The sequence below is a fragment of the Virgibacillus sp. W0181 genome, assembly GCF_051846915.1.
In the GTDB taxonomy this organism is placed as follows: Bacteria; Bacillota; Bacilli; order Bacillales; family Amphibacillaceae; genus JBPYCR01.
Genome location: NZ_JBPYCR010000001.1, coordinates 42087 through 62239, shown reverse-complemented (window position 1 = coordinate 62239; position 20153 = coordinate 42087). Strand labels below are relative to the sequence as shown.

Here is a 20153-nt window from a genome sequence, read left to right as displayed (position 1 = left end):
TAAGCATGAAGCAAGTTATTTTGGTAGTGGAAGACGATCCAATGATTCGCCAGCTAGTTCGCATGTACTTGGAACATCATGAATATGAAGTAGTGGAAGCACCGGATGGTGAGGCGGCGAAAACAGCATTTTTAACTTACCAGCCTTGTTTAATTATTCTTGATTTAATGTTACCGAAAATAAGCGGGGAAGCATTTTGTGCATGGGTGAAAGAGCAGGCAAATAGTGAAGTATCCATTATTATGTTGTCTGCAAAAGCACGTGTGGATGATAAGGTTGCCGGCCTGCGAATGGGCGCTGACGGCTACGTTACGAAGCCGTTTGATCCGAATGAACTGATCGCTAATGTGGAAGCGGTATTGCGCAGGACAGGACACTTTTGTAAAAAAATTACAATTAATGGCCTTTGTATTATGCCTCGGAAAGGTGAGGTTCTGCTCTACGGGGAAAATATTCAACTAACAAAACATGAGTTCAATTTGCTTTACTTTCTGATGCAGCATCCGAATGTAGTCTTTTCACGCGAACAGCTTGTTACGGAACTTTATCCTTATGATGAACAAAGCGTTCTGGATCGAACGATTGACGCCCATATAAAAAAACTGCGTGAAAAAGTGGAAGAAGTGCCGTCACGTCCTTTGCGCATTCAAACCGTTAGAGGAATGGGGTATCGTTTTGTCACTTCATAATTATGTTAAATCTTTTGCTCCAAAAGGTTTTTTGTGGAAGCTGACGCTATTAAACACGGTTGTCATTATCGCTGCAATCGCATTAAGCAGCTGGGCGGTTTATAATACCGCTTGTTTTTTAGCAGAAGGAATCGGTAATTTTGATGAACAGAGGCAGCAGCAATTTAATGGAACCTTACTTCAATATTTATTGATTTTCAGTATGATTGGTATAATCGCTGGGGGATTACTCCATTTTTATATGACGAAAAAAATTGTCGGTCCTATACGAAAGCTTATCGCTTCTACAGAAAAACTGAAACAGGGAGAATATCCACAAAAAATTACCGTTGGAACCGATGATGAGGTTGGCCAGCTTATTAAGCAATACAATGGGCTTATCCAACAACTACAAGCAAATGAACAGGAACGGCATAGGCTAGTTTCAGATGTATCCCATGAACTTCGGACACCGCTATCCAATTTAAGTGGATATCTTCAAGCGCTGAAAACAGGGATGATTCAGGGAAATGAAACACTTTTTCACGCGCTTCATGACGAAGCAAACCGTCTATCACAACTAGTCGAACAGCTTGAATTACTAAAGGAATGGGATCATTCAGGCACAGATAAATTTGCAAATAAACAATCTGTGGCTATGTCCACTCAAATAAACCAGTGTGTTTCATTGTTTGATTGGAAGCTTAAGGAGTTAGACATTCCGGTAGAAGTAAATGCAGTAGCAGCTCCTGTAAAGGTTCAAGTCGAAGCGCTTCAGCAAGTGCTTCACAATTTGCTTGATAACGCCATTCGTTATTATGAAGGCAACGGGCCGATTACCATTACGGGGGAAAAAGAGCGTGCGAAATATCGGATTTCTTTCACCGGTCCGAGCAAAACCATCCCACAAGCAGATCAAGCCAACATTTTTGACCGCTTTTACCGGATTGAATCGTCACGGGATCGACAAACAGGGGGTTCCGGTCTGGGGTTAGCGATTGTAAGAGAAGTCGTGAAAAAGCATAATGGCCAAGTAGGTGTAGACAGTAAAGAGGGCACAACGACTTTTTGGGTTTCTTTTCCTGTCGAAGGTTAAGAAATGAAAATTCGAATTTGATATATTATCGTTCCCGCGTGTAGCGGGATTTTCTTCGTTTTAATACAATCTGCGGGATTTGCAGGTAGCAGTTTGATTGTTGGGCGACGAGCGCGGTTTTTTTATCCGCTATGGTTGTTGATTGGAGGCATCATATGCTCTTGGAATGGAAAAGCAGGTAAACATCCGATAAACTAAAAATAGTGCTTGTTATTGGAGGGGATGAAAATGAATTTAAAATTTTATGGTTATCAAATACTAGGCGTGTTCATTATTTGGTTAGGCATGCTGTTCTTTTTGTCGGATATGCTTGATTCAGGGAGGATAATCTTTTATGTTGTTACTTCCTGGCTATTATTATTGATTGTACTTTTTCTAAAACAGTTTTTTCGAGAAAGGAATAAATAGTTTAACAACTATTTCATAAGATCAGAAGTATAAAATTTTGCGCATAGCTGTCTAGCTCCAGCGCCCAGCCCCTCGAGGTCTTAAGCAATAACTCTTCGTGGCAAAAACCGCCACTACGATTTCTTGCTTAAGCTTGTCGGGGCTTAACAGGGCGCTTGCGCTTTTCTAATAAGGGTGATGAACAATGCTGACAATTGAACAATTACAAAAGGCATATGGGGATAAAATTTTATTTCAGAATATCAACTGCACAATTACGAATCGTGATCGAATTGGTTTAATTGGAGTTAATGGAACTGGGAAATCAACGTTTCTAAAGGTGATTTCAGGAATAGAACCGTCGGATGAAGGATTAATTAAACATCCAAAGGACTATAAAGTTGAATATTTGCCGCAAACGCCGGAACTGGATGCGCAGTTGACGGTTATTGAACAAATTTATTATGGTGAAGCAGTCATCATGAAAACGATGCGGCAATATGAACAAGCACTACTCCGGCTGGAACAAGATCCAATGAACGAAGCAAATCAAGAAAAACTGCTACAGATGCAACAGCAAATGGATGAGCATGAAGCTTGGGATGCAAATACAAAAGCAAAAACAATTCTAACAAAGCTCGGAATTTCCAACGTAAACCAACATGTACAGGCGTTATCCGGTGGACAAAAAAAGCGCGTGGCCATTGCGAAAGCGCTTATTCAACCCGCTGATCTACTCATATTAGATGAACCTACGAACCATTTAGATAATGAAACAATATCTTGGCTAGAGAACTATTTGACTTCATACAAGGGTGCTTTACTGCTAGTCACACACGACCGCTATTTCTTAAACCGCGTGACGAATCGGATTTTTGAGCTGGATAATGGGACGCTTTATACATATGAAGGCAATTATGAGCTTTTTCTTGAAAAGAAAGCGGAACGGGAAGAGCTAGAAAAGGCCGGTCAGCAAAAACATGAAAATACATTAAAAAGGGAGCTTGCCTGGTTAAGACGAGGTGCACGGGCAAGGTCAACAAAACAAAAAGCAAGGTTCGAGCGAATTGATGATTTACAGCAAAAAAAGTTTCATACGAAAAAAGAAAATGTTGATTTTCAAGTTGGCACAACCCGTCTGGGAAAACAAGTAGTTGAACTGGATCAAGTTGGAAAGTCATATAGCGGTAAAGAAATCATTGCTCCTTTTAACTATTTAATTAATCGGGAGGAAAGACTTGGGATCATTGGTCCGAATGGAACAGGGAAATCCACCTTATTGAATATTATTGCACAGCGTCAAAAACCTGATACAGGAGAAGTTCATGTCGGAGAAACCGTAAAGATTGGTTACTATACCCAAGGGGAAGAAGAACTAAACGGTGATTTGCGTATAATTGATTATATTAGAGAAGTCGCGCAAGTCATTTATACAAAAGATAAAGAAGTAATTACAGCAGAGCAAATGTTGGAACGTTTTTTGTTTCCAAGACCGAAACAATGGACATATATTCGTCGCCTGTCCGGTGGAGAAAAAAGACGATTATACTTATTAAAAGTATTAATGACCGAACCGAATGTTCTGTTATTGGACGAGCCGACAAACGACTTGGATGTACAAACATTAAGTGTTCTAGAAGAATATTTGAATCAATTTCCTGGTGTTGTTATTACTGTTTCACATGATCGGTACTTTTTAGATCGGGTAGTGGAAACCCTGCTTGTTTTTACAGGTGACGGACAGATCGAACACTTTTATGGGAATTACAGTGAATATTTATCACAAGTCCAACAAATAGAACAAGAAGAAAAAGGGAAAAAGCAGAAAGTAAAGCCCGGCAAAGATACTGATACAAAAAGAAAAAAGCTGTCTTATAATGAGCAGAAAGAATGGGAGACAATTGAGGATGAAATTATGTCTCTTGAAGAAAACGTGGAGCATCTTCGAATGGAGATACAGGCCGCAGATAGCGATTTTGAAAAAGCACAGGAATTGTATGAAAAACAAAAGCAGACAGAAGATGAATTGGAGCGGAAAATGACCCGCTGGGAAAAGCTTTCGTTAATGGTGGAGGAATTTGAAGAAAAGTAAACTACTCGGCAATGCTTGAGATGGGAGCTTCTCATTTGCACGACGGAAACAATAATGTTTTTCTTAAGCATAAATCTATTAGACTGCTATAGGTACTTAAATAAATTTTGATACATGATTGATGCAATGTGTTGCAGGTTCATACACCCGTGGGAGATGACAAGAATGGATAGGTTCTTAACAAAAAAGTGGATAGTTGCAATCATTGCTGTTTTTTGTTCCATATTATGGGGGAGCGCATTTCCGGTGTTAAAGGTCAGTTATATCGAGTTGCAAATGGCGGCTGATGATACGATGGCCAAGATTGTGTTTGCAGGAATGCGGTTCTTTTTGGCTGGGATTATATTAGTCTTCGGTATGATATTTATAAATAGAAAAGCTTTATTTGTGACAAAAAAACAGGTTCCGGTATTAGTTATTTTTGGAATTGTTCAAACCGGCTTACAGTATTTCTTTCTTTATAACGGACTATCAAAAACGTCAGGCATGCAAGGTGCAATATTAGTGTCAGGTTTAACCTTTTTCACCGTAATTTTAGCGCATTATTTTTACGTTAATGATCGGATGAATTGGCAAAAAACGATCGGCCTAATCGCCGGATTCACAGGGATTGTATTTGCTAATTGGGGGCAAGAGTTTGAATTCAGTTTTCAGTTTACAGGTGAAGGTTTTATTATTTTATCGACTTTAACAGGAGCGATCGGTACCATTATGGCTAAGGAACTTGCTGTTGGTATACACCCTTTTGCTTTGACCGGTTGGCAGTTAACGATTGGTGGAGCATTAATGTTGCTTGTAGGTTATCCACTTATGGGGCAGGATGCAATGACCTTTACCCCAATTGGTTGGGGGTTATTGATTTATTCGTCCTTTTTGTCTATTGTTGCATTTGCGCTTTGGTTTTCTTTGTTGAAATATAATAAGGCGGGAGAAATTAGTATATATCAGTTTGTTACACCTTTATCAGGTGCCGTTTTATCGGTTATTTTTATTCCCGGAGAGCGGTTTACCATATTTATTATCGCCGCATTACTTCTAGTAGTACTTGGTGTTATGGCAGTAAACTATAAACCTAAATCAGATGAGGGAAATCAGTAAAATCAGAAAGTCTCATATTTTCTTCAGCGTTTTTATGCTATACTATTTTTAATAGAAGGAGGTGATATAGATGCAAATGGAAGAAAAAATTATCGGTATGCTGGAACAGATTATGGACACACAAGGTGAGCATTCACAAATATTAGACAATCATTCAAAAAAGCTAGACGAGCACACACAAATATTAAGCAGACACTCCGAAATATTAGACGAACATTCCCGCAAACATGATAATCATGAATCCACGCTAAAAGAACATGGTCAATTACTAACGGCGCTTCGTTCAGGTCAGGAACATTTGAAAGCGGAAATTGAAGGAATGAAAATCTCCGATGCAAAAGAATTTGGTAATCTGAAAGAACAAATAAAATTGAACACGGAAATGTTCCGCGATGAACTTTGGGTTCAAAAGCAGGATTTATATCGGATTAAAAACACAATGGGAATGGGCTAAACTATCAATTGGACCAAAATACATCCTCTAACTTGTAATAATACTCCAATCAGTCAATTCCCCTGTGCATGATTTAATACTCCACAGTAAGCTTAAAGGGCCTCGTGCAGCTTGGTGTCTTTAAGCTTACTATCGTTATTATCTAGATTTTGGTGGCATCCTGACCGTATTTAATGTAAAAAAAGAGTTAAAACAGCTCTGGACCAAACGTTATTAACCTTCTATCTATACTGAGAAAATTAATACATTCTCGGTTCCCGTTTAAAATACACTTAAAAAATACAATTGAATATTTTGAAATTTTCCTATACACTATATATTATAGATATGAAATGACGTTTCATTAAATGAAATCATAGGCTTGCAAATTGCTTTCGTCTCTCAAAAGGTGAATAAGATGCCCGTATATTTGTTGGCGGAGCTTCAAAGGTGAAAGAAGATGTTTCAAAAAGAAGTAGTGGCTGTCATCGATCTTGGCATAAGTGCTCTAGACCTAGCACATTCGGTTTTATCAAGCACATAGCAAGTTTCACGATGAAAGCGTTCTCAATAAGTGGATTTGGATCAATTCATCCAACCGATATCGAAATGGGGAGCTGAAGTAATTGAAAGATGCCGAGCGAATGAGGAAAAATTGGGCAATTGAACTAACTTGTACCCGAATAATATATCTAAATTTAGGAGGAAAAAATGATGACAGAAACATTATTGGATGTAAAAACATTGAAAAATTATATTAATGGGGAATGGAAAGAAGTTGACGAAACGACAGCTGTCATTAATCCGGCGACAGGTGAAGAGGTAGTTAAGGTACCATTATCATCGGAAAGAAATATCAACGATGCAGTAGAGGCTGCAAAAGCAGCACAAAAAGAATGGTCACTTGTACCAGCTCCACAACGTGCAGAAGTACTTTACCAAGTTGGGAATATTATGAAAGGTCGAAAGGAGCATCTTTCTAAACTATTAACCTTAGAAAATGGAAAAGTATTGGAAGAAGCACGTGGTGAAGTGCAAGAAGGAATAGATATGGCGTTTTACATGGCTGGGGAAGGGCGACGTCTTTTCGGGCAAACAACACCTGCTGAATTGAAAGATAAATTTGCCATGAGCGTTCGTGCTCCCATTGGTGTTGTTGGTATTATTACACCATGGAATTTTCCGATTGCTATTGCAACATGGAAGTCTTTCCCGGCAATTGTAGCAGGAAATGCCGTCGTGTGGAAACCAGCTACTGAAACACCGATTATGGCTTACGAATTGGCGAAAATTTATGAAGAAGCAGGATTACCAAAAGGAGTCGTTAACGTTGTGTTTGGAACTGGTTCTTCGGTCGGGGATGCGATGGTTCATCATGATGATATTCGCGTCATTTCATTTACCGGATCCAATGAGACGGGGAGTCATATTGCTGGAGAATGCGGGCGGCAGTTGAAAAAGGTTTCCTTGGAAATGGGTGGAAAAAATGCCGTAATCGTGATGGATGATGCTGATTTAAATCTTGCAGTGGAAGGAATTTTATGGAGTGCATTTGGAACGAGCGGACAAAGATGTACTGCCTGCAGCAGGGTTATTGTTCATGAAAAGGTAAAAGAAGAACTTGAACAACGGTTATTAAAAGAAATGAAGCAATTAACGATCGGAAACGGAATGGATGAGACCGTAAAAGTTGGTCCGATTATTAACGATGCAGGAATGGATAAAATTAAAAAGTACATTGAAATTGGGAAAAATGAGGGAGCAAAAATGCTTGCCGGTGGACATGAACTGACGGACGGGAAGTTTTCAAAAGGAAATTACTTTGCTCCGACGCTTTTTACTGACACAACGGTTGATATGCGCATTGCGCAAGAAGAAATTTTCGGCCCGGTTGTATCTCTGATTCCTGTGAGTAGCTTTGATGAAGCTATTAAAGCGAATAATGGTGTGAAATATGGGCTATCTAGCTCCATCTTTACAAAAGATGTTAACCAAGTTTTTAAAGCACAACGTGATTTGGATACAGGAATTGTTTATGTAAATGCCGGTACGACTGGAGCGGAAATTCATCTGCCGTTTGGCGGATCCAAAGGAACAGGAAATGGGCATCGTGACTCGGGTGTGCAAGCACTTGATGTATTTACAGAATGGAAGGCAGTATATGTGGATTACAGCGGGAAACTACAACGAGCACAAATCGATGTGGAATAAGGATTTACCGATAAAAATGTAGACGATAGAAAGGATAATAGCAAATGCATGAACATGATAGAAACATATATAACTAGAAGGAGAGGATAGTATGAAAGTAGGTGTATTGGGCTCGGGATTGATGGGAAAAGAAGCGGCTAGAGATTTAGTATGGAGTGAAGGGGTTTCAACTGTTGGCTTGGCAGATATTGATTATGAGCGAGCCAAAAATGTATGTGATCAACTGCAATCGGATAAATTGATTCCTTACACGGTCAATGCAAGCGATGAACAAGCGCTGTCAGATTTTATGGGGAGATTCGATGTCATCATTAATGCATTGTTTTATTCATTTAATGAAATTGTTGCAAAAACAGCAATTAAAACAGGTGTTCACTCCATTGACTTGGGTGGACATATCGGACATATGACAGACAAAGTATTACAATTGAAGGAAGAAGCGAAAGCAGCGAATGTGACGATTATTCCTGATCTTGGAGTAGCTCCCGGCATGATTAATATATTGTCCGGTTATGGTGAAAGTAAGCTCGATCAACTCGATTCTATCAAGTTATATGTTGGAGGGATCCCGTTAAAACCGGAGCCGCCACTTGAATATAATCATGTTTTTTCCATGGAAGGTGTATTTGATCATTACACAGACTCATCGCTTATTGTTCGGAATGGGGTCAAACAAGAAATACCTTCCTTATCAGAGGTAGAACGAATTTATTTTGAAAAGTTTGGACCATTAGAAGCATTTCATACATCCGGAGGTACCTCTACGCTATCTCTATCTTATCCAGATTTGCATACACTCGAATATAAGACGATCCGTTATCCCGGGCATGCAGAAAAATTTAAATTGCTCGTTGACTTAAATTTAACAAATAAAGATTATGAAATTAAATTAAACGGTCAAAAAGTTAATCCACGTGAAGTATTGCTAAAAGTACTTGATCCAATTGTTGATCTTAAAGATAAAGATGATGCCGTCTTATTACGCGTAATAGTTTCCGGTAAAAAAGAACATACACCTACAACTTATGAATTTGAAATGATCACTCATAAAGATCGAACGAATAATGTTACAGCAATGGCTCGAGCTACGGCGAATACAATCTCCGTTGTCGCCCAGATGATTGGAAATGGAACAATTAACAAGCGAGGAGTATACCCTCCGGAGCAGATCGTTCCCGGTGCTTCCTATATTCAGGAAATGAAACAAAGGGGTGTAATGATTCAAACAGTACAAAACAGAAAACTTAACTCGCAGCCTGAGTCTTAGATAATTCACAGAAATGGTGCAGGTAGCATAACGCTGCATATTACCTTGTGAGTCAGCCGAGATAAATAGTTGTTAATACAAGGAGTTATTTCATGAACCAAAGCGTTACGAAGGCACTCCAGTTGCTGGAGCTATTTACAAAAGAAGAACAAAGAGAACTAACGTTACAGGATATATCTATTAAAGCTGATATTCCTAAACCGACGGCATATCGTTTGCTGACGACACTTGAAAAAGGTGGCTTTATATACAAAACAAAAGAATCTGTCCATGATAGCCGTTATGGATTAGGCTTGCGATTGCTGGAATTGGGTCAGCTTGTCTCTGAGCGGCTCGAGTTAAGAGAAGTAGCGCGGCCTATGATGGAAGAGTTGTCTAAATTAATAAATGAGGCAATACATTTAGTTATTGTTAATCAGCATAAAGCAATTTATATTGAAAAGGTGGACAGTACACGAACGCTGCGATTAAATACAAGAATAGGGAAAACCTCCCCGCTTTATATTGGGTCAGGGCCAAAAATGTTGCTTGCTCATTTACCGAAAAAGCAACAGGAAGAAGTCTTAAAAGAGGATCTGTACACATTCGCCAATAACCGAAAAGTTCATAAAAAAACGATTTTGAAAGAACTGGATCTAATACGGTCAAATGGTTATGCCTATAGTGAAGGAGAGCAAGATGCAGATACAACCGGTATTTCCTATCCGGTATTTGACTATCAGGGAGAGGTCATTGCTTCACTTGCTGTTAGCGGTTTATCCAGTTATTTTGAAGGTGAAAGATTGAGAGAAATTAAAAAGGAAACGCATAAAACAGCGAGTATGATTTCTGGAAAACTAGGTTATTTAAGCAATCATGTTCAGTAAATTTACGGATGAATTTAAACCATTGGAGTTGATACAATGAATACGGTCTTTATTGCCGGTCATGCTAGGCTTCCATCCGGAATGGCGGCGAAAAGCATTTATGAAACATTAACGATCACAGCGGAAATTGATAAAAAATACGGTGTTATCGTCTCAACAAGCTGTACGTTGGCGACAATGCACGGTAGAGAGTTTGTTGAGCATTTGCTGAAAGGTTATAGTTTACAAGATGGAATCGATAAGCCTGTGAAAGAAGTACGTAAGCATTATTTAGGTAAAGCAGGAAGTGCAATAGAATCAGCATTAAAAGATTTATATAAACAATATGAAGCGTATTATAGCGCGCAAGAATAACATTAAAAAAAACGTAAACAATTGTTTGAAATGAAAATTAGCCGCACACGTTGATAAACTTGTAACTTGCCATCTATCAATGTGTACGGCTATTTATTTTATTATTTCCAAGCCGGAAGCATTTTATCGAGTGGTTTATCCTTCCGATAACCTAACACATATTCCGCTTGCATAATTGTATGAATCTCGCGAGTTCCTTCATAAATTACCGGTGCTTTTGAATTTCGTAAAAATCGTTCAACCGGATATTCATCAGAAAACCCATACGCACCGTGAATTTGGACAGCATCATCAGCTGCTTTATTGGCAAAATCGCACGCTTGCCATTTCGCTAGCGAAGTTTCCCTCGTATTTCGTTTTCCTTCATTTTTTAATTCCCCTGCACGATATACAAGCAAACGGCTCATTTGCATGCCCGCTTCCATGTTGGCGATCATCTGTTGGACAAGTTGATGCTGACCAATTGGTTTACCGAAAGTCTCACGCTCATTACAATAATCAACGCTTGCTTCTAGACAGGCCATAATTTGACCTACCGCACCGGCAGCAACTGTAAATCTTCCGTTATCCAGTGACCCCATTGCAATTTTAAATCCTTCTCCTTCTTCACCGAGTAAGTTTTCTTTAGGGACTTTAACATTTTCAAAAAATATCTCACCTGTATTTCCTGCACGGATACCAAGTTTTCCTTTTGTAGCTTTGGATGAAAAGCCTTCCCACGTTCTTTCAACGATAAAAGCGGATATTCCTTTATGTTTTTTGGCTTTATCGGTATAGGCAAAGACTAAAAAATGGTCTGCGGTATCGCATAAAGAAATCCACGTTTTTTGTCCATTTAAAATGTAATAGTCTCCCTCTTTCACAGCAGATGATTGGAGAGCAACTACATCGGAACCTGCCCCTGGTTCAGTTAAACCAAATGCACCAATTTTTTCCCCTTTTGCCTGCGGGACAAGGTATTTTTGTTTTTGCTCTTCATTCGCCCATTGCAGAAGCGACATACTGTTTAATCCTGTGTGCACGGAAACGGCCGTACGAAATGCGGTGTCGCCGCGTTCCAGTTCTTCACAAACAATGGCAAGTGAATTGTAATCCATTCCACTTCCACCATATTCTTCCGGAATACAAACTCCCATTAAGCCAAGTTCGGCAAGTTTTTGAGTGATTGCTGGGTCAAAACTTCCTTCACGATCCCATTGAGCAATGTGGGGCATGATCTCTTTGTCAACAAAACTTCTTACAGTTTGTCTTAACATATTCTGTTCCTCTGAAAAATTAAAATTCATCAGTTCATCTCCTCGTATTTTTGTTTTTTAAAATTGGACAATATTTCTTTATTGTGTTCGCCCGGATTCGGCGGATGATGTCTAACAGTTGTTGGTGTGCGGGACAGTTTCAGTGGACTGCCGATCATTTTAATTGGCCCAGCATCAGGATGTTCATAGTCAATTAACATGTCTCTTTCTTTTAAGTGTGGATCATGAACAACTTCTTCGATATTTTGAATTGGTCCACAAGGAATATTTAACGAATTGCATTCTTCTTGCCAGTAGGCTATTGGCCGTTGTAAAAGAGCTGACTGTATGAGAGGTATCAATTCATCTCGATATTTAACCCGGTCCGGATTTGTCCGAAATCGACTATCATCAGCAAGTTCCGGTTGCTGAATTAAATGGCAGAATAAACGAAACTGCTTGTCATTTCCGATTGCAATAACAAGTTGACCGTCTTCAGTGTCAAACGTTTGGTACGGAACGATATTGGCATGCTCATTGCCGAGTGGCGTTGGTATGTTCTCAGACATTAAATAATTGCTGCCTACGTTAATTAAAGCACTGACTGCGGAATCATAAAGGGAAATATCGAGTTTTTGCCCTTTTCCTGATTTTGTTCTTTCCAGTAATGCGCCTTGAATTCCGATACATGCATACATACCGGTAAGTACATCCGTAATCGCTACACCGACTTTTTGTGGTCCGGACTGTTCATTGCCTGTAATACTCATAAGTCCACTCATTGCCTGGATAATAAAATCGTACCCTGGTAAATCTTGATAAAGACCAGTTTCGCCAAACCCGGTAATCGAACAATAAACAATTTGCGGATTTATTTCGGCCAAGGTATCGTAATCAATACCGAATTCCTTCATTTTTCCGACTTTGAAATTATTAACAACCACATCACTTTCCTTGACGAGTTCTTTAATCATTTGAATACCTTCAGGTGACTTCAAGTCAATTGTAATACTTTTCTTGTTACGGTTGGCACATAAGTAGTAGGCACTTACTCCATTTTTAAAAGGTGGTCCCCATTTGCGTGTGTCATCACTTCCACCTGGAGATTCAACTTTTATTACTTCCGCACCTAGGTCACCTAAAATCATCGTACAATAAGGTCCTGCCAATACACGTGATAGATCCAATATTTTAATATTGCTTAACGCTCCTGTGATAAGATCACCCCTTTCGTTGGCAGATAATACAAAACTCTCTCAATGTATAAATGAAACTGAGACTTGTGCCATAAATGCTTGACGATAAGCCTAGTTTTCTAACAAGGTCAGAAAGTATAAAATTTTGCTCATAACTGTCTAGCTTAAACGCCCAGCCCCTCGAGGTCTTAAGCAATAACTCTTCGTGGTATAGTCCGCCACTACGATTTCTTGCTTAAGCTATGCCTAAGGCTTACTAGGGCGCTTTTCTTAAAAATATAAAAAAGCCAATTCAAACTAACTACAGATATTTCTGTAATTAATCAGAACTGGCTTTTACTTGCTGGGACAGTACTGGCATAGAACTGTAAACAAGCTAGGCAGTTAATATATTTTTTTATTTAATTTCTGCAGAAAATAGATTCTATACTTAGTATAGCGTATTCAGAAAATATTGTAAATCATCATTTCTAAAATATTGTTATTTATTTTGCGGCTTTTTGCAATTTGGAAATCATTTTTAGTGCTTTTCCTGTTCCAATTGCGACGGATTCTAGTGGATTTGAGGCGATATGAACTGGTACGAATATTTCATCCGAAAGCCATTCTTGCATTCCATTTAACAAAGCTCCGCCCCCGGTAAGAACAATACCATGATCGACAATATCTCCGCTAAGTTCCGGTGGGCAGTCCTCCAATGTCGCCCGAATGGCCTCTAAAATTTGTTCTAACGATTCCTTTAATGCGCCATACACCTCTAAAGAAGTAATTACTACTGTTTTAGGTAGGCCGGTAACTAAGTCACGTCCACGTACTTCCATCGTTTGTTCCGTATGATTCGGATGAGCGTATCCAATTTCCATTAACACATTTTCTGCTGTTCGTTCACCAATGAACACGTTATGTTTTTTTCGTATATATTGGATAATTTCATTATTCATCTTATCGCCGCCGTTTCGGACAGAGCGACAAGAAACTACACCGCCAAAGGAAATGATTCCTATTTCTGATGTGCCACCTCCAATATCGACGATAACATTCGCCATCGGTTCATCAACAGGCAAGTCGGAACCGATTGCTGCTGCGACTGGTTCTTCGATAAGATGCACTACTTTAGCACCATAGCTTGAAATAGCATCATGGATTGCGCGTCGTTCTACAGTTGTACTTCCGGATGGTGTACATACAACGACGGTAGGTTTTCTCATCGATAAGCCAACTATTTTACTTACTTTCTTTAAGACTACTTTTAACATTTGTGCAGTAATATCGTAGTCTGCGATTACACCATCTTTTAGAGGGCGTATCGGAATAATGTCTTTTGGTGTTTTTCCAACCATTTCCTTTGCCTCTAATCCGACTGCGATTACTTCTTTTGTGTTCATATTCATTGCTACTACAGATGGTTCATTGTAGACTATGCCTTTTTGTTTTGTATAAACGAGAACGTTTGCCGTTCCGAGATCAATGCCTATTTCCGCATGAGATAACATGTGATTCCCTCCAGTTATGTATAAGCCGATAGTATTTATCTGTTTTACAGGTATACCGAATATGGAAAAATAGCAAGTCCAAGTCCGTACAATAACAGTATTTCTTATTTACCCTTTTCTTTTTGGGGGTAAACGAAGAACTTATCACTTATTTCGGTTGTTTGAAACTACTATCTATTAACAAGTTAGTTTAGGTAGTATTCAGAAATCAAGTAACAAATTCGTTACAAATAAAGGCGAGTTTGTAACATATCCACGCTTTCAAACAATTGTCAACCGTATTATTCTGGTAGTTTTATACATTAAGTTAATATTTATCCACCGTGTCCATTATCAGGGTAGCGGAAAACTATTAATATATAACGGTTTTTTAATGGTGCTACTATTTATAAAGTCTATTTAGTCAATATGGAAGATATCTCCTTAAATATTACAAAAAACGTATGCTATGATTACTTTGCAAAACAAAAACAAAGGAGCGTGTTTCAAACATGTTTAAGAAAATTGGTATTGTAACAGCATTATCAACAGCTTTATTGTTCGGTGGAGCTTTTCAACAATCTGTAGATGCTTCTGCAAATTCAAATGCAGATCAGTCACAGAATCCTATATACAGCAAAAAAGTCTATTATTCTATTAATGGAAATTGGCAAGAAGGTTCTTGGGATAAATTATTTAATAAGTACTTTAGTAATTGGAAATGGAATCAGGGGAATGCTGATTCAACAGAGAAGCAGCAAGAACCACAACAGCCAAAACCGGAACAACCGAAGCAAGAGAAACCGGCACCTCAACCGAAACCAGAACAGACGAAACCTGAGGCACCTGCACCTCAACAAAAGCCAGAGCAGCCTCAACAAGAGCAAACGAATAATCACGAGCAAGGTCAGTTAAGTCAATTTGAACGTGAAGTAGTTGAACTTACAAATAATGAAAGAACACAACAAGGATTGGCTCCATTAAAAATTGACGCGGAATTAAGCAGAGTGGCACGTGAGAAATCTCGCGATATGTCAGTAAATGGCTACTTTGCTCATAATAGCCCGACATATGGTTCACCTTTTGATATGATGAAGAGCTACGGTATCAGCTATCGGACAGCTGGTGAAAACATCGCTAAAGGGCAGCGTACTCCACAAGAAGTTGTCAATGGATGGATGAACAGCTCCGGACACCGTGCAAACATCCTAAATGGAGACTTCACACACATTGGTGTTGGTTATGTGAAGCAAGGTAATCATTGGACACAACAATTTATTGGGAAATAACATTCATGAGCATTAACTAAAAATATAAAATAAAGGGTGCACTAATTCGTAATTGGATTAGTGCACCCTTTATTTAGATAAAACGTTACAATCAGCTACTCCACAGGACTTGTTTTTAATCGAGAGGTAAGAAAGAATAAATTTTTGCGCATAGCTGTCTAGCTTCGACGTACAAATTTTTTCGGTGGGGCAAGCATTTAAGCGCAGTGCCAGGATGTTGCGCTTTTAGCCTGCGAGGGCGCTTGCGCTCTACTTAAGATAAGTCGAGAGATAATTGACAGTTGAATTTTTTATACATACTATCTTAAACCATTCTTCATTTTAAATTCGGAAAAGAATTGGTATAATTAGTACTTGAGTACGTTTTCGTGTACGCTTTTGTAGTATGTAATTGGAGAACAGCAAGAATAAAGGAGGAAACATCATATGAATGGGAAAAGATGGTTAGCACTGTTGCTAGCCGCTGCATTGTTATTTATTTCGATCGGCTTTCGATTTGCGACAAGTGTAGCTTCGGATAAATTTGAGAATTTGTTTGCTACTCAAGAAAGTCTCTTTAAGGAAAATGTTCTTGAGGAAGGCATAGGTGATAAAATTGTTGTATTGAATGTGAATGGAGTCATCCAGGATCTTGGACAAAACCCATTTATGAGTACACTTACATATAATCATCAACAATTTTTGCAAATGGTTGAAGAAGCCGGAACAGATCCTTCAGTAGACGGTATTATTTTACAAATAAACTCTCCCGGTGGCGGCGTTGTTGAAAGCGACGAAGTCCATGAGAAAATCGCTGAAATTCAAGAAGAATATGAAAAACCTATTTACGTTTCCATGGGTAACACGGCGGCTTCTGGTGGCTATTACATTGCTGCTCCCGCAGATAAAATTGTCGCCCATCCTGCAACATTGACCGGTTCAATCGGTGTGATTATGGAAAGTATTAACTTTGCGGAGCTAGCAGATAAATACGGTGTAAATTTTAATACAATTAAAAGTGGAGAATTTAAGGATATCATGTCTTCTTCCCGGGAAATGACAAAAGAAGAAAGAAAAATACTGCAGACGATGGTTGATGATATTTATGCTGATTTTGTCGACGTAATCGTTGATGGGAGAGACATGTCGGAAGAAAAAGTTAGAAAGCTTGGAGATGGTCGGGTCTATACAGGGAAACAGGCAGTTGAAAATGGTCTTGTCGATGAACTTGGTACACTCGATGATACGATTGATATGATGGTTGCGGATAATGACTTTAAAAATACTAAAGTCATCGAATATGATGCAGAACCTGCTTTTTTAAACATGCTAGGCGTTTCCATGAAAAATATTTTAAAATCGGATGCAGAATTATCAGGGATTATAACATTGTTAAGGGAATCAGAAAGTCCACGTGCAATGTATTTATATTCAAGGTAGGGGGTGTTTGCTATGGATCAAATGAACAACAATCATGAAAATGAAATAACAGATTCATCCATTAAAGAAGCACATTCCCTTCAAGATGACGATTATCGTTATGCCGGTTTTTGGATGAGGTTCTGGGCTTATATAACGGATCTAATTATTTTGTTCAGCGTAAATGGTATCCTGCTCAGTCCACTTAAATTTATTAATGAAGGAATAAGTGTAGGCATTGGATTTTGGACATTAAATGGTATCTTGGCCGGCATTGTTTTTTATGCTTACTTCTTGTTAATGACAAAGTTCTTGGGGCAAACACTTGGGAAAATGATTTTTGGTTTGCGTGTTATTAATGGGAATGCTGGGCCGTTAACATGGACGGATTTGTTCTTTAGGGAAATTATTGGGCGTTTTATACATCGGGTAATAGCCATTACCTTTATTTTATATATTGTCGTCGCATTTACACCTGAAAAACAAGGAATCCATGATATGTTTGCCAACACAAGAGTTGTCCATATTAATTAAAGGGACTCTTATTGTATATCTTTTTTAAAAGGTCAGAAAGTATAAAAATTTTGCGCATAGCTTTCTAGCTTAAGCGCCCAGCCCCTCGAGGTCTTAAGCAATAACTCTTCGTGGCAAAACCGCCACTACGATTTCTTGCTTAAGCTTGTCGGGGCTTACCAGGGCGCTTGCGCTTTTCTTACCAAGGAGGGAAGTCTAATGTGCGGTCGCTACACATTGCTAGCTGATGAACTGGAAATTAGGGAAGCATTTCATATTAATCATCCACTGGAAAAATATGAACCAAGTTATAATATAGCTCCCGGACAAAACGTGCTTGCAGTCATCCATAATGGAAAGGAAAAGCGAGCCGGATATTTACGGTGGGGGCTTGTACCCTCATGGGCAAAAGATAAAAAGATCGGTTATAAAATGATTAATGCAAGAAGTGAAACAGCACACAAAAAGCCAAGCTTTAAACAATTAATGTCCCGAAAAAGGTGCTTGATTCTTGCAGACAGTTTTTATGAATGGGAGAAAACTGATCAAGCTAAACAGCCGAAACGCATTCAGCTAGAGGATCGTCGGTTATTTGCTTTTGCTGGGCTTTGGGATAAGTGGGTAGAGGACGATAACATATTATTTACGTGTACAATGCTAACAATGCCTGCCAATGATTTTATGAAACCGATCCATCACCGGATGCCCATTATTTTACCGGAAGATAAAGAAGAAGATTGGATTAAGCCGGAAAAGTGGCAGCCTGAAGCGGCCTATCAGTTTTTACAATCGGTAGATTCGGAAGCTTTAACTGCCTATTCGGTCAGCAATTATGTAAATGCTGCAAAAAACAATGATGAAAAGTGTATTGAATCCATTGTGTAAAGGTTCGTTAAAAAATCTATTTTTTGAAACAATCGGATACTGAGAAAGGAAAGGGTGATTAATTAATGATAAGCGTATTATTCGTTTGTCTTGGAAATATTTGTAGATCGCCAATGGCAGAAGCAATATTTCGTCATAACGTAATAGAAGCACAATTACAGGATAAAATAAAAGTGGATTCTGCAGGTACTGGGGACTGGCACGCTGGAAATCCTCCGCATCACGGCACGAGAGAAGTGTTGGAACGAGAAAACATTTCTTATGATGGGATGAAAGCAAGGCAAGTACATAAAGACGATTGGAATGCTTTTGATTATATTATTGCAATGGATGAACAGAATATCGATAACTTAAAAACGTTTTTTGATATAAAGGAAGGCCCTGTTGTAAAAAAACTTATGGAATTTGTAGAAGATCCGGAAGAAATCAATGTGCCTGATCCATACTTTACCGGTGATTTTGATTATACACATAAACTTGTTTCAAAAGGTTGCAGCAATTTATTGGATTATATTCGAAAGAACAACAGCATATAATTAAAGGAGAGATCGTTGATGGGAAAACGCAATTTATGTACCGGGTTATTAATTGGCGCAGTAGTGGGAGGGCTCGTTTCATTACTGAACAAAGATACAAGAAACTATACAAAAAATAAATGGGATTCGACTAAAACAACTGCGTCTTATTATTTTAGTAATCCAACAGAAGCTGTCCGCAATGTTAAACAAAGTGTTGATCAACTGAATAGTGCAGTGTCACAGGAAGCACAAAATGCGATCAACGCATTAGAACAGGTTGAAAATACGTTAGCGAAAGTATGGAAAAAGTAAACGTTAGGAAGGGGTAATGGATGAGCAGAATATATGAATTTGTTAAACAATTGTACGAGCAAATAGTCAGAGTGGACGTTTTTGGATTGTCTGCACAGCTTGCTTATTTTTTTCTGCTCTCCCTGTTCCCTTTTTTGTTATTTTTAATTACGTTGCTCGGGTATTTACCAATCGATGAACATGCGGTCATTGATTTTTTGGAGACGTATGCTCCCGCTGAAGCGATGACATTAATTGAAGCAAATATAACTCAGCTTGTTTACACACAAAATGGCAGTTTGCTTTCAGTTAGTATTATAGGAACATTATGGTCTGCTTCCAATGGCGTTAATGCCATTACGAAAGCGTTTAACCAAGCATATCAAGTAGAAGAAGATCGTTCCTTTCTTGTTGCCCGCTTAATCGCCATCGCTTTGACTATTGCCATGATCGCTATCATTGGAATGGCGTTATTATTACCAGTTTTTGGGAAAACGATTGGTGTATATCTTTTTTCATTTATTCATTTGTCAGATAGTTTTTTACAAATCTGGAATACATTGCGATGGGTTGTATCCTCGATAGTGTTTTTTATCGTATTATTAGCATTATATAAGCTGGCTCCAAACAAGAAGATCTACTTTAAAAATGTTGTTTGGGGAGCTCTTTTTGCAACAATCAGCTGGCAATTGGTTTCGTTGGCTTTTTCTTACTACGTAAACACGCTCGGGAATTATTCGGCGACCTATGGCAGTTTAGGAACGGTCATTATTTTAATGATCTGGTTTTATATATCCGGTTTAATTATAATTGCCGGTGGTATAATAAATGCCATAATACGCAATGAGTATTAATTTCAATGCAGCTGCCGTTACGCTAGGTGC

Annotated in this window: 20 protein-coding genes; 17 read left to right on the top strand and 3 right to left on the bottom strand. The window is 38.7% G+C overall.

The annotated features are described in order from the left end of the window. Positions 1–5 precede the first annotated feature (5 nt). The 10 genes from ACLIBG_RS00300 (at position 6) to ACLIBG_RS00255 (ending at position 10472) form a co-directional block, all read left to right on the top strand. Positions 6–689: a response regulator transcription factor gene (locus ACLIBG_RS00300; protein ID WP_439310698.1), complete on the top strand. Its 684-nt coding sequence runs from the start codon at positions 6–8 to the stop codon at positions 687–689. Next, positions 676–1764, top strand: a complete 1089-nt coding sequence (locus ACLIBG_RS00295) for a sensor histidine kinase (RefSeq protein ID WP_439310697.1) — start codon at positions 676–678, stop codon at positions 1762–1764. The genes ACLIBG_RS00300 and ACLIBG_RS00295 overlap by 14 nt, the downstream gene beginning before the upstream one ends. A gap of 228 nt (positions 1765–1992) precedes the next feature. After that, positions 1993–2172 (top strand): hypothetical protein, encoded by a 180-nt coding sequence (locus ACLIBG_RS00290; protein WP_439310696.1) that lies wholly within the window; start codon positions 1993–1995, stop codon positions 2170–2172. A 184-nt stretch (positions 2173–2356) separates the two neighbouring features. Further along, a complete protein-coding gene (locus ACLIBG_RS00285; protein WP_439310695.1) occupies positions 2357–4243 on the top strand; it encodes an ABC-F family ATP-binding cassette domain-containing protein in 1887 nt (628 codons plus the stop codon). 165 nt (positions 4244–4408) lie between these two features. After that, a complete protein-coding gene (locus ACLIBG_RS00280; RefSeq protein WP_439310694.1) occupies positions 4409–5341 on the top strand; it encodes a DMT family transporter in 933 nt (310 codons plus the stop codon). 70 nt (positions 5342–5411) lie between these two features. After that, positions 5412–5795: a hypothetical protein gene (locus ACLIBG_RS00275; protein WP_439310693.1), complete on the top strand. Its 384-nt coding sequence runs from the start codon at positions 5412–5414 to the stop codon at positions 5793–5795. A gap of 693 nt (positions 5796–6488) precedes the next feature. After that, positions 6489–7985, top strand: a complete 1497-nt coding sequence (locus tag ACLIBG_RS00270; protein WP_439310692.1) for an aldehyde dehydrogenase family protein — start codon at positions 6489–6491, stop codon at positions 7983–7985. Positions 7986–8076: 91 nt separating this feature from the next. Next, positions 8077–9252 (top strand): saccharopine dehydrogenase family protein, encoded by a 1176-nt coding sequence (locus ACLIBG_RS00265; RefSeq protein ID WP_439310691.1) that lies wholly within the window; start codon positions 8077–8079, stop codon positions 9250–9252. Positions 9253–9344: 92 nt separating this feature from the next. Continuing rightward, a complete protein-coding gene (locus ACLIBG_RS00260; RefSeq protein WP_439310690.1) occupies positions 9345–10118 on the top strand; it encodes an IclR family transcriptional regulator in 774 nt (257 codons plus the stop codon). A 36-nt stretch (positions 10119–10154) separates the two neighbouring features. Further along, a complete protein-coding gene (locus tag ACLIBG_RS00255; RefSeq protein WP_439310689.1) occupies positions 10155–10472 on the top strand; it encodes a DUF3870 domain-containing protein in 318 nt (105 codons plus the stop codon). Positions 10473–10573: 101 nt separating this feature from the next. Here ACLIBG_RS00255 and ACLIBG_RS00250 read toward each other — a convergent pair whose 3' ends face one another. The 3 genes from ACLIBG_RS00250 to mreBH all read right to left on the bottom strand — a co-directional run bounded on the left by ACLIBG_RS00250 (position 10574) and on the right by mreBH (position 14396). Continuing rightward, on the bottom strand, positions 10574–11758 hold the full coding sequence (locus tag ACLIBG_RS00250; protein WP_439310688.1) for an acyl-CoA dehydrogenase family protein: 1185 nt from the start codon (positions 11756–11758) through the stop codon (positions 10574–10576). Next, positions 11758–12924: a CaiB/BaiF CoA transferase family protein gene (locus tag ACLIBG_RS00245; RefSeq protein ID WP_439310879.1), complete on the bottom strand. Its 1167-nt coding sequence runs from the start codon at positions 12922–12924 to the stop codon at positions 11758–11760. The genes ACLIBG_RS00250 and ACLIBG_RS00245 overlap by 1 nt, the downstream gene beginning before the upstream one ends. Positions 12925–13388: 464 nt before the next feature. Further along, entirely contained in the window at positions 13389–14396 is a 1008-nt protein-coding gene (mreBH, locus tag ACLIBG_RS00240) for a rod-share determining protein MreBH (protein ID WP_439310687.1), read from the bottom strand. Between the two features lie 491 nt (positions 14397–14887). On the opposite strand from mreBH, the gene ACLIBG_RS00235 reads away from it, so the two are divergent. The 7 genes from ACLIBG_RS00235 to ACLIBG_RS00205 all read left to right on the top strand — a co-directional run bounded on the left by ACLIBG_RS00235 (position 14888) and on the right by ACLIBG_RS00205 (position 20123). Next, positions 14888–15664: a CAP domain-containing protein gene (locus ACLIBG_RS00235; RefSeq protein WP_439310686.1), complete on the top strand. Its 777-nt coding sequence runs from the start codon at positions 14888–14890 to the stop codon at positions 15662–15664. A 426-nt stretch (positions 15665–16090) separates the two neighbouring features. Then, positions 16091–17083: a signal peptide peptidase SppA gene (gene sppA / locus ACLIBG_RS00230; protein WP_439310685.1), complete on the top strand. Its 993-nt coding sequence runs from the start codon at positions 16091–16093 to the stop codon at positions 17081–17083. A gap of 12 nt (positions 17084–17095) precedes the next feature. Next, the gene (locus ACLIBG_RS00225; RefSeq protein ID WP_439310684.1) at positions 17096–17596 is read left to right on the top strand and encodes an RDD family protein; all 501 of its coding nucleotides are present in this window, start codon (positions 17096–17098) and stop codon (positions 17594–17596) included. A gap of 198 nt (positions 17597–17794) precedes the next feature. Further along, positions 17795–18460 carry an SOS response-associated peptidase gene (locus ACLIBG_RS00220; RefSeq protein ID WP_439310683.1) on the top strand — a complete coding sequence of 222 codons (666 nt, stop codon included), beginning with the start codon at positions 17795–17797 and terminating at the stop codon, positions 18458–18460. A gap of 65 nt (positions 18461–18525) precedes the next feature. Continuing rightward, complete coding sequence (locus ACLIBG_RS00215; RefSeq protein ID WP_439310682.1) at positions 18526–18996, top strand: low molecular weight protein-tyrosine-phosphatase; 471 nt, start codon at positions 18526–18528, stop codon at positions 18994–18996. An 18-nt stretch (positions 18997–19014) separates the two neighbouring features. Continuing rightward, positions 19015–19290, top strand: coding sequence for a YtxH domain-containing protein (locus ACLIBG_RS00210; protein ID WP_439310681.1), 276 nt, complete (start codon positions 19015–19017; stop codon positions 19288–19290). 20 nt (positions 19291–19310) lie between these two features. Then, a complete protein-coding gene (locus ACLIBG_RS00205) occupies positions 19311–20123 on the top strand; it encodes a YihY/virulence factor BrkB family protein (protein ID WP_439310680.1) in 813 nt (270 codons plus the stop codon). Positions 20124–20153: the final 30 nt, after the last annotated feature.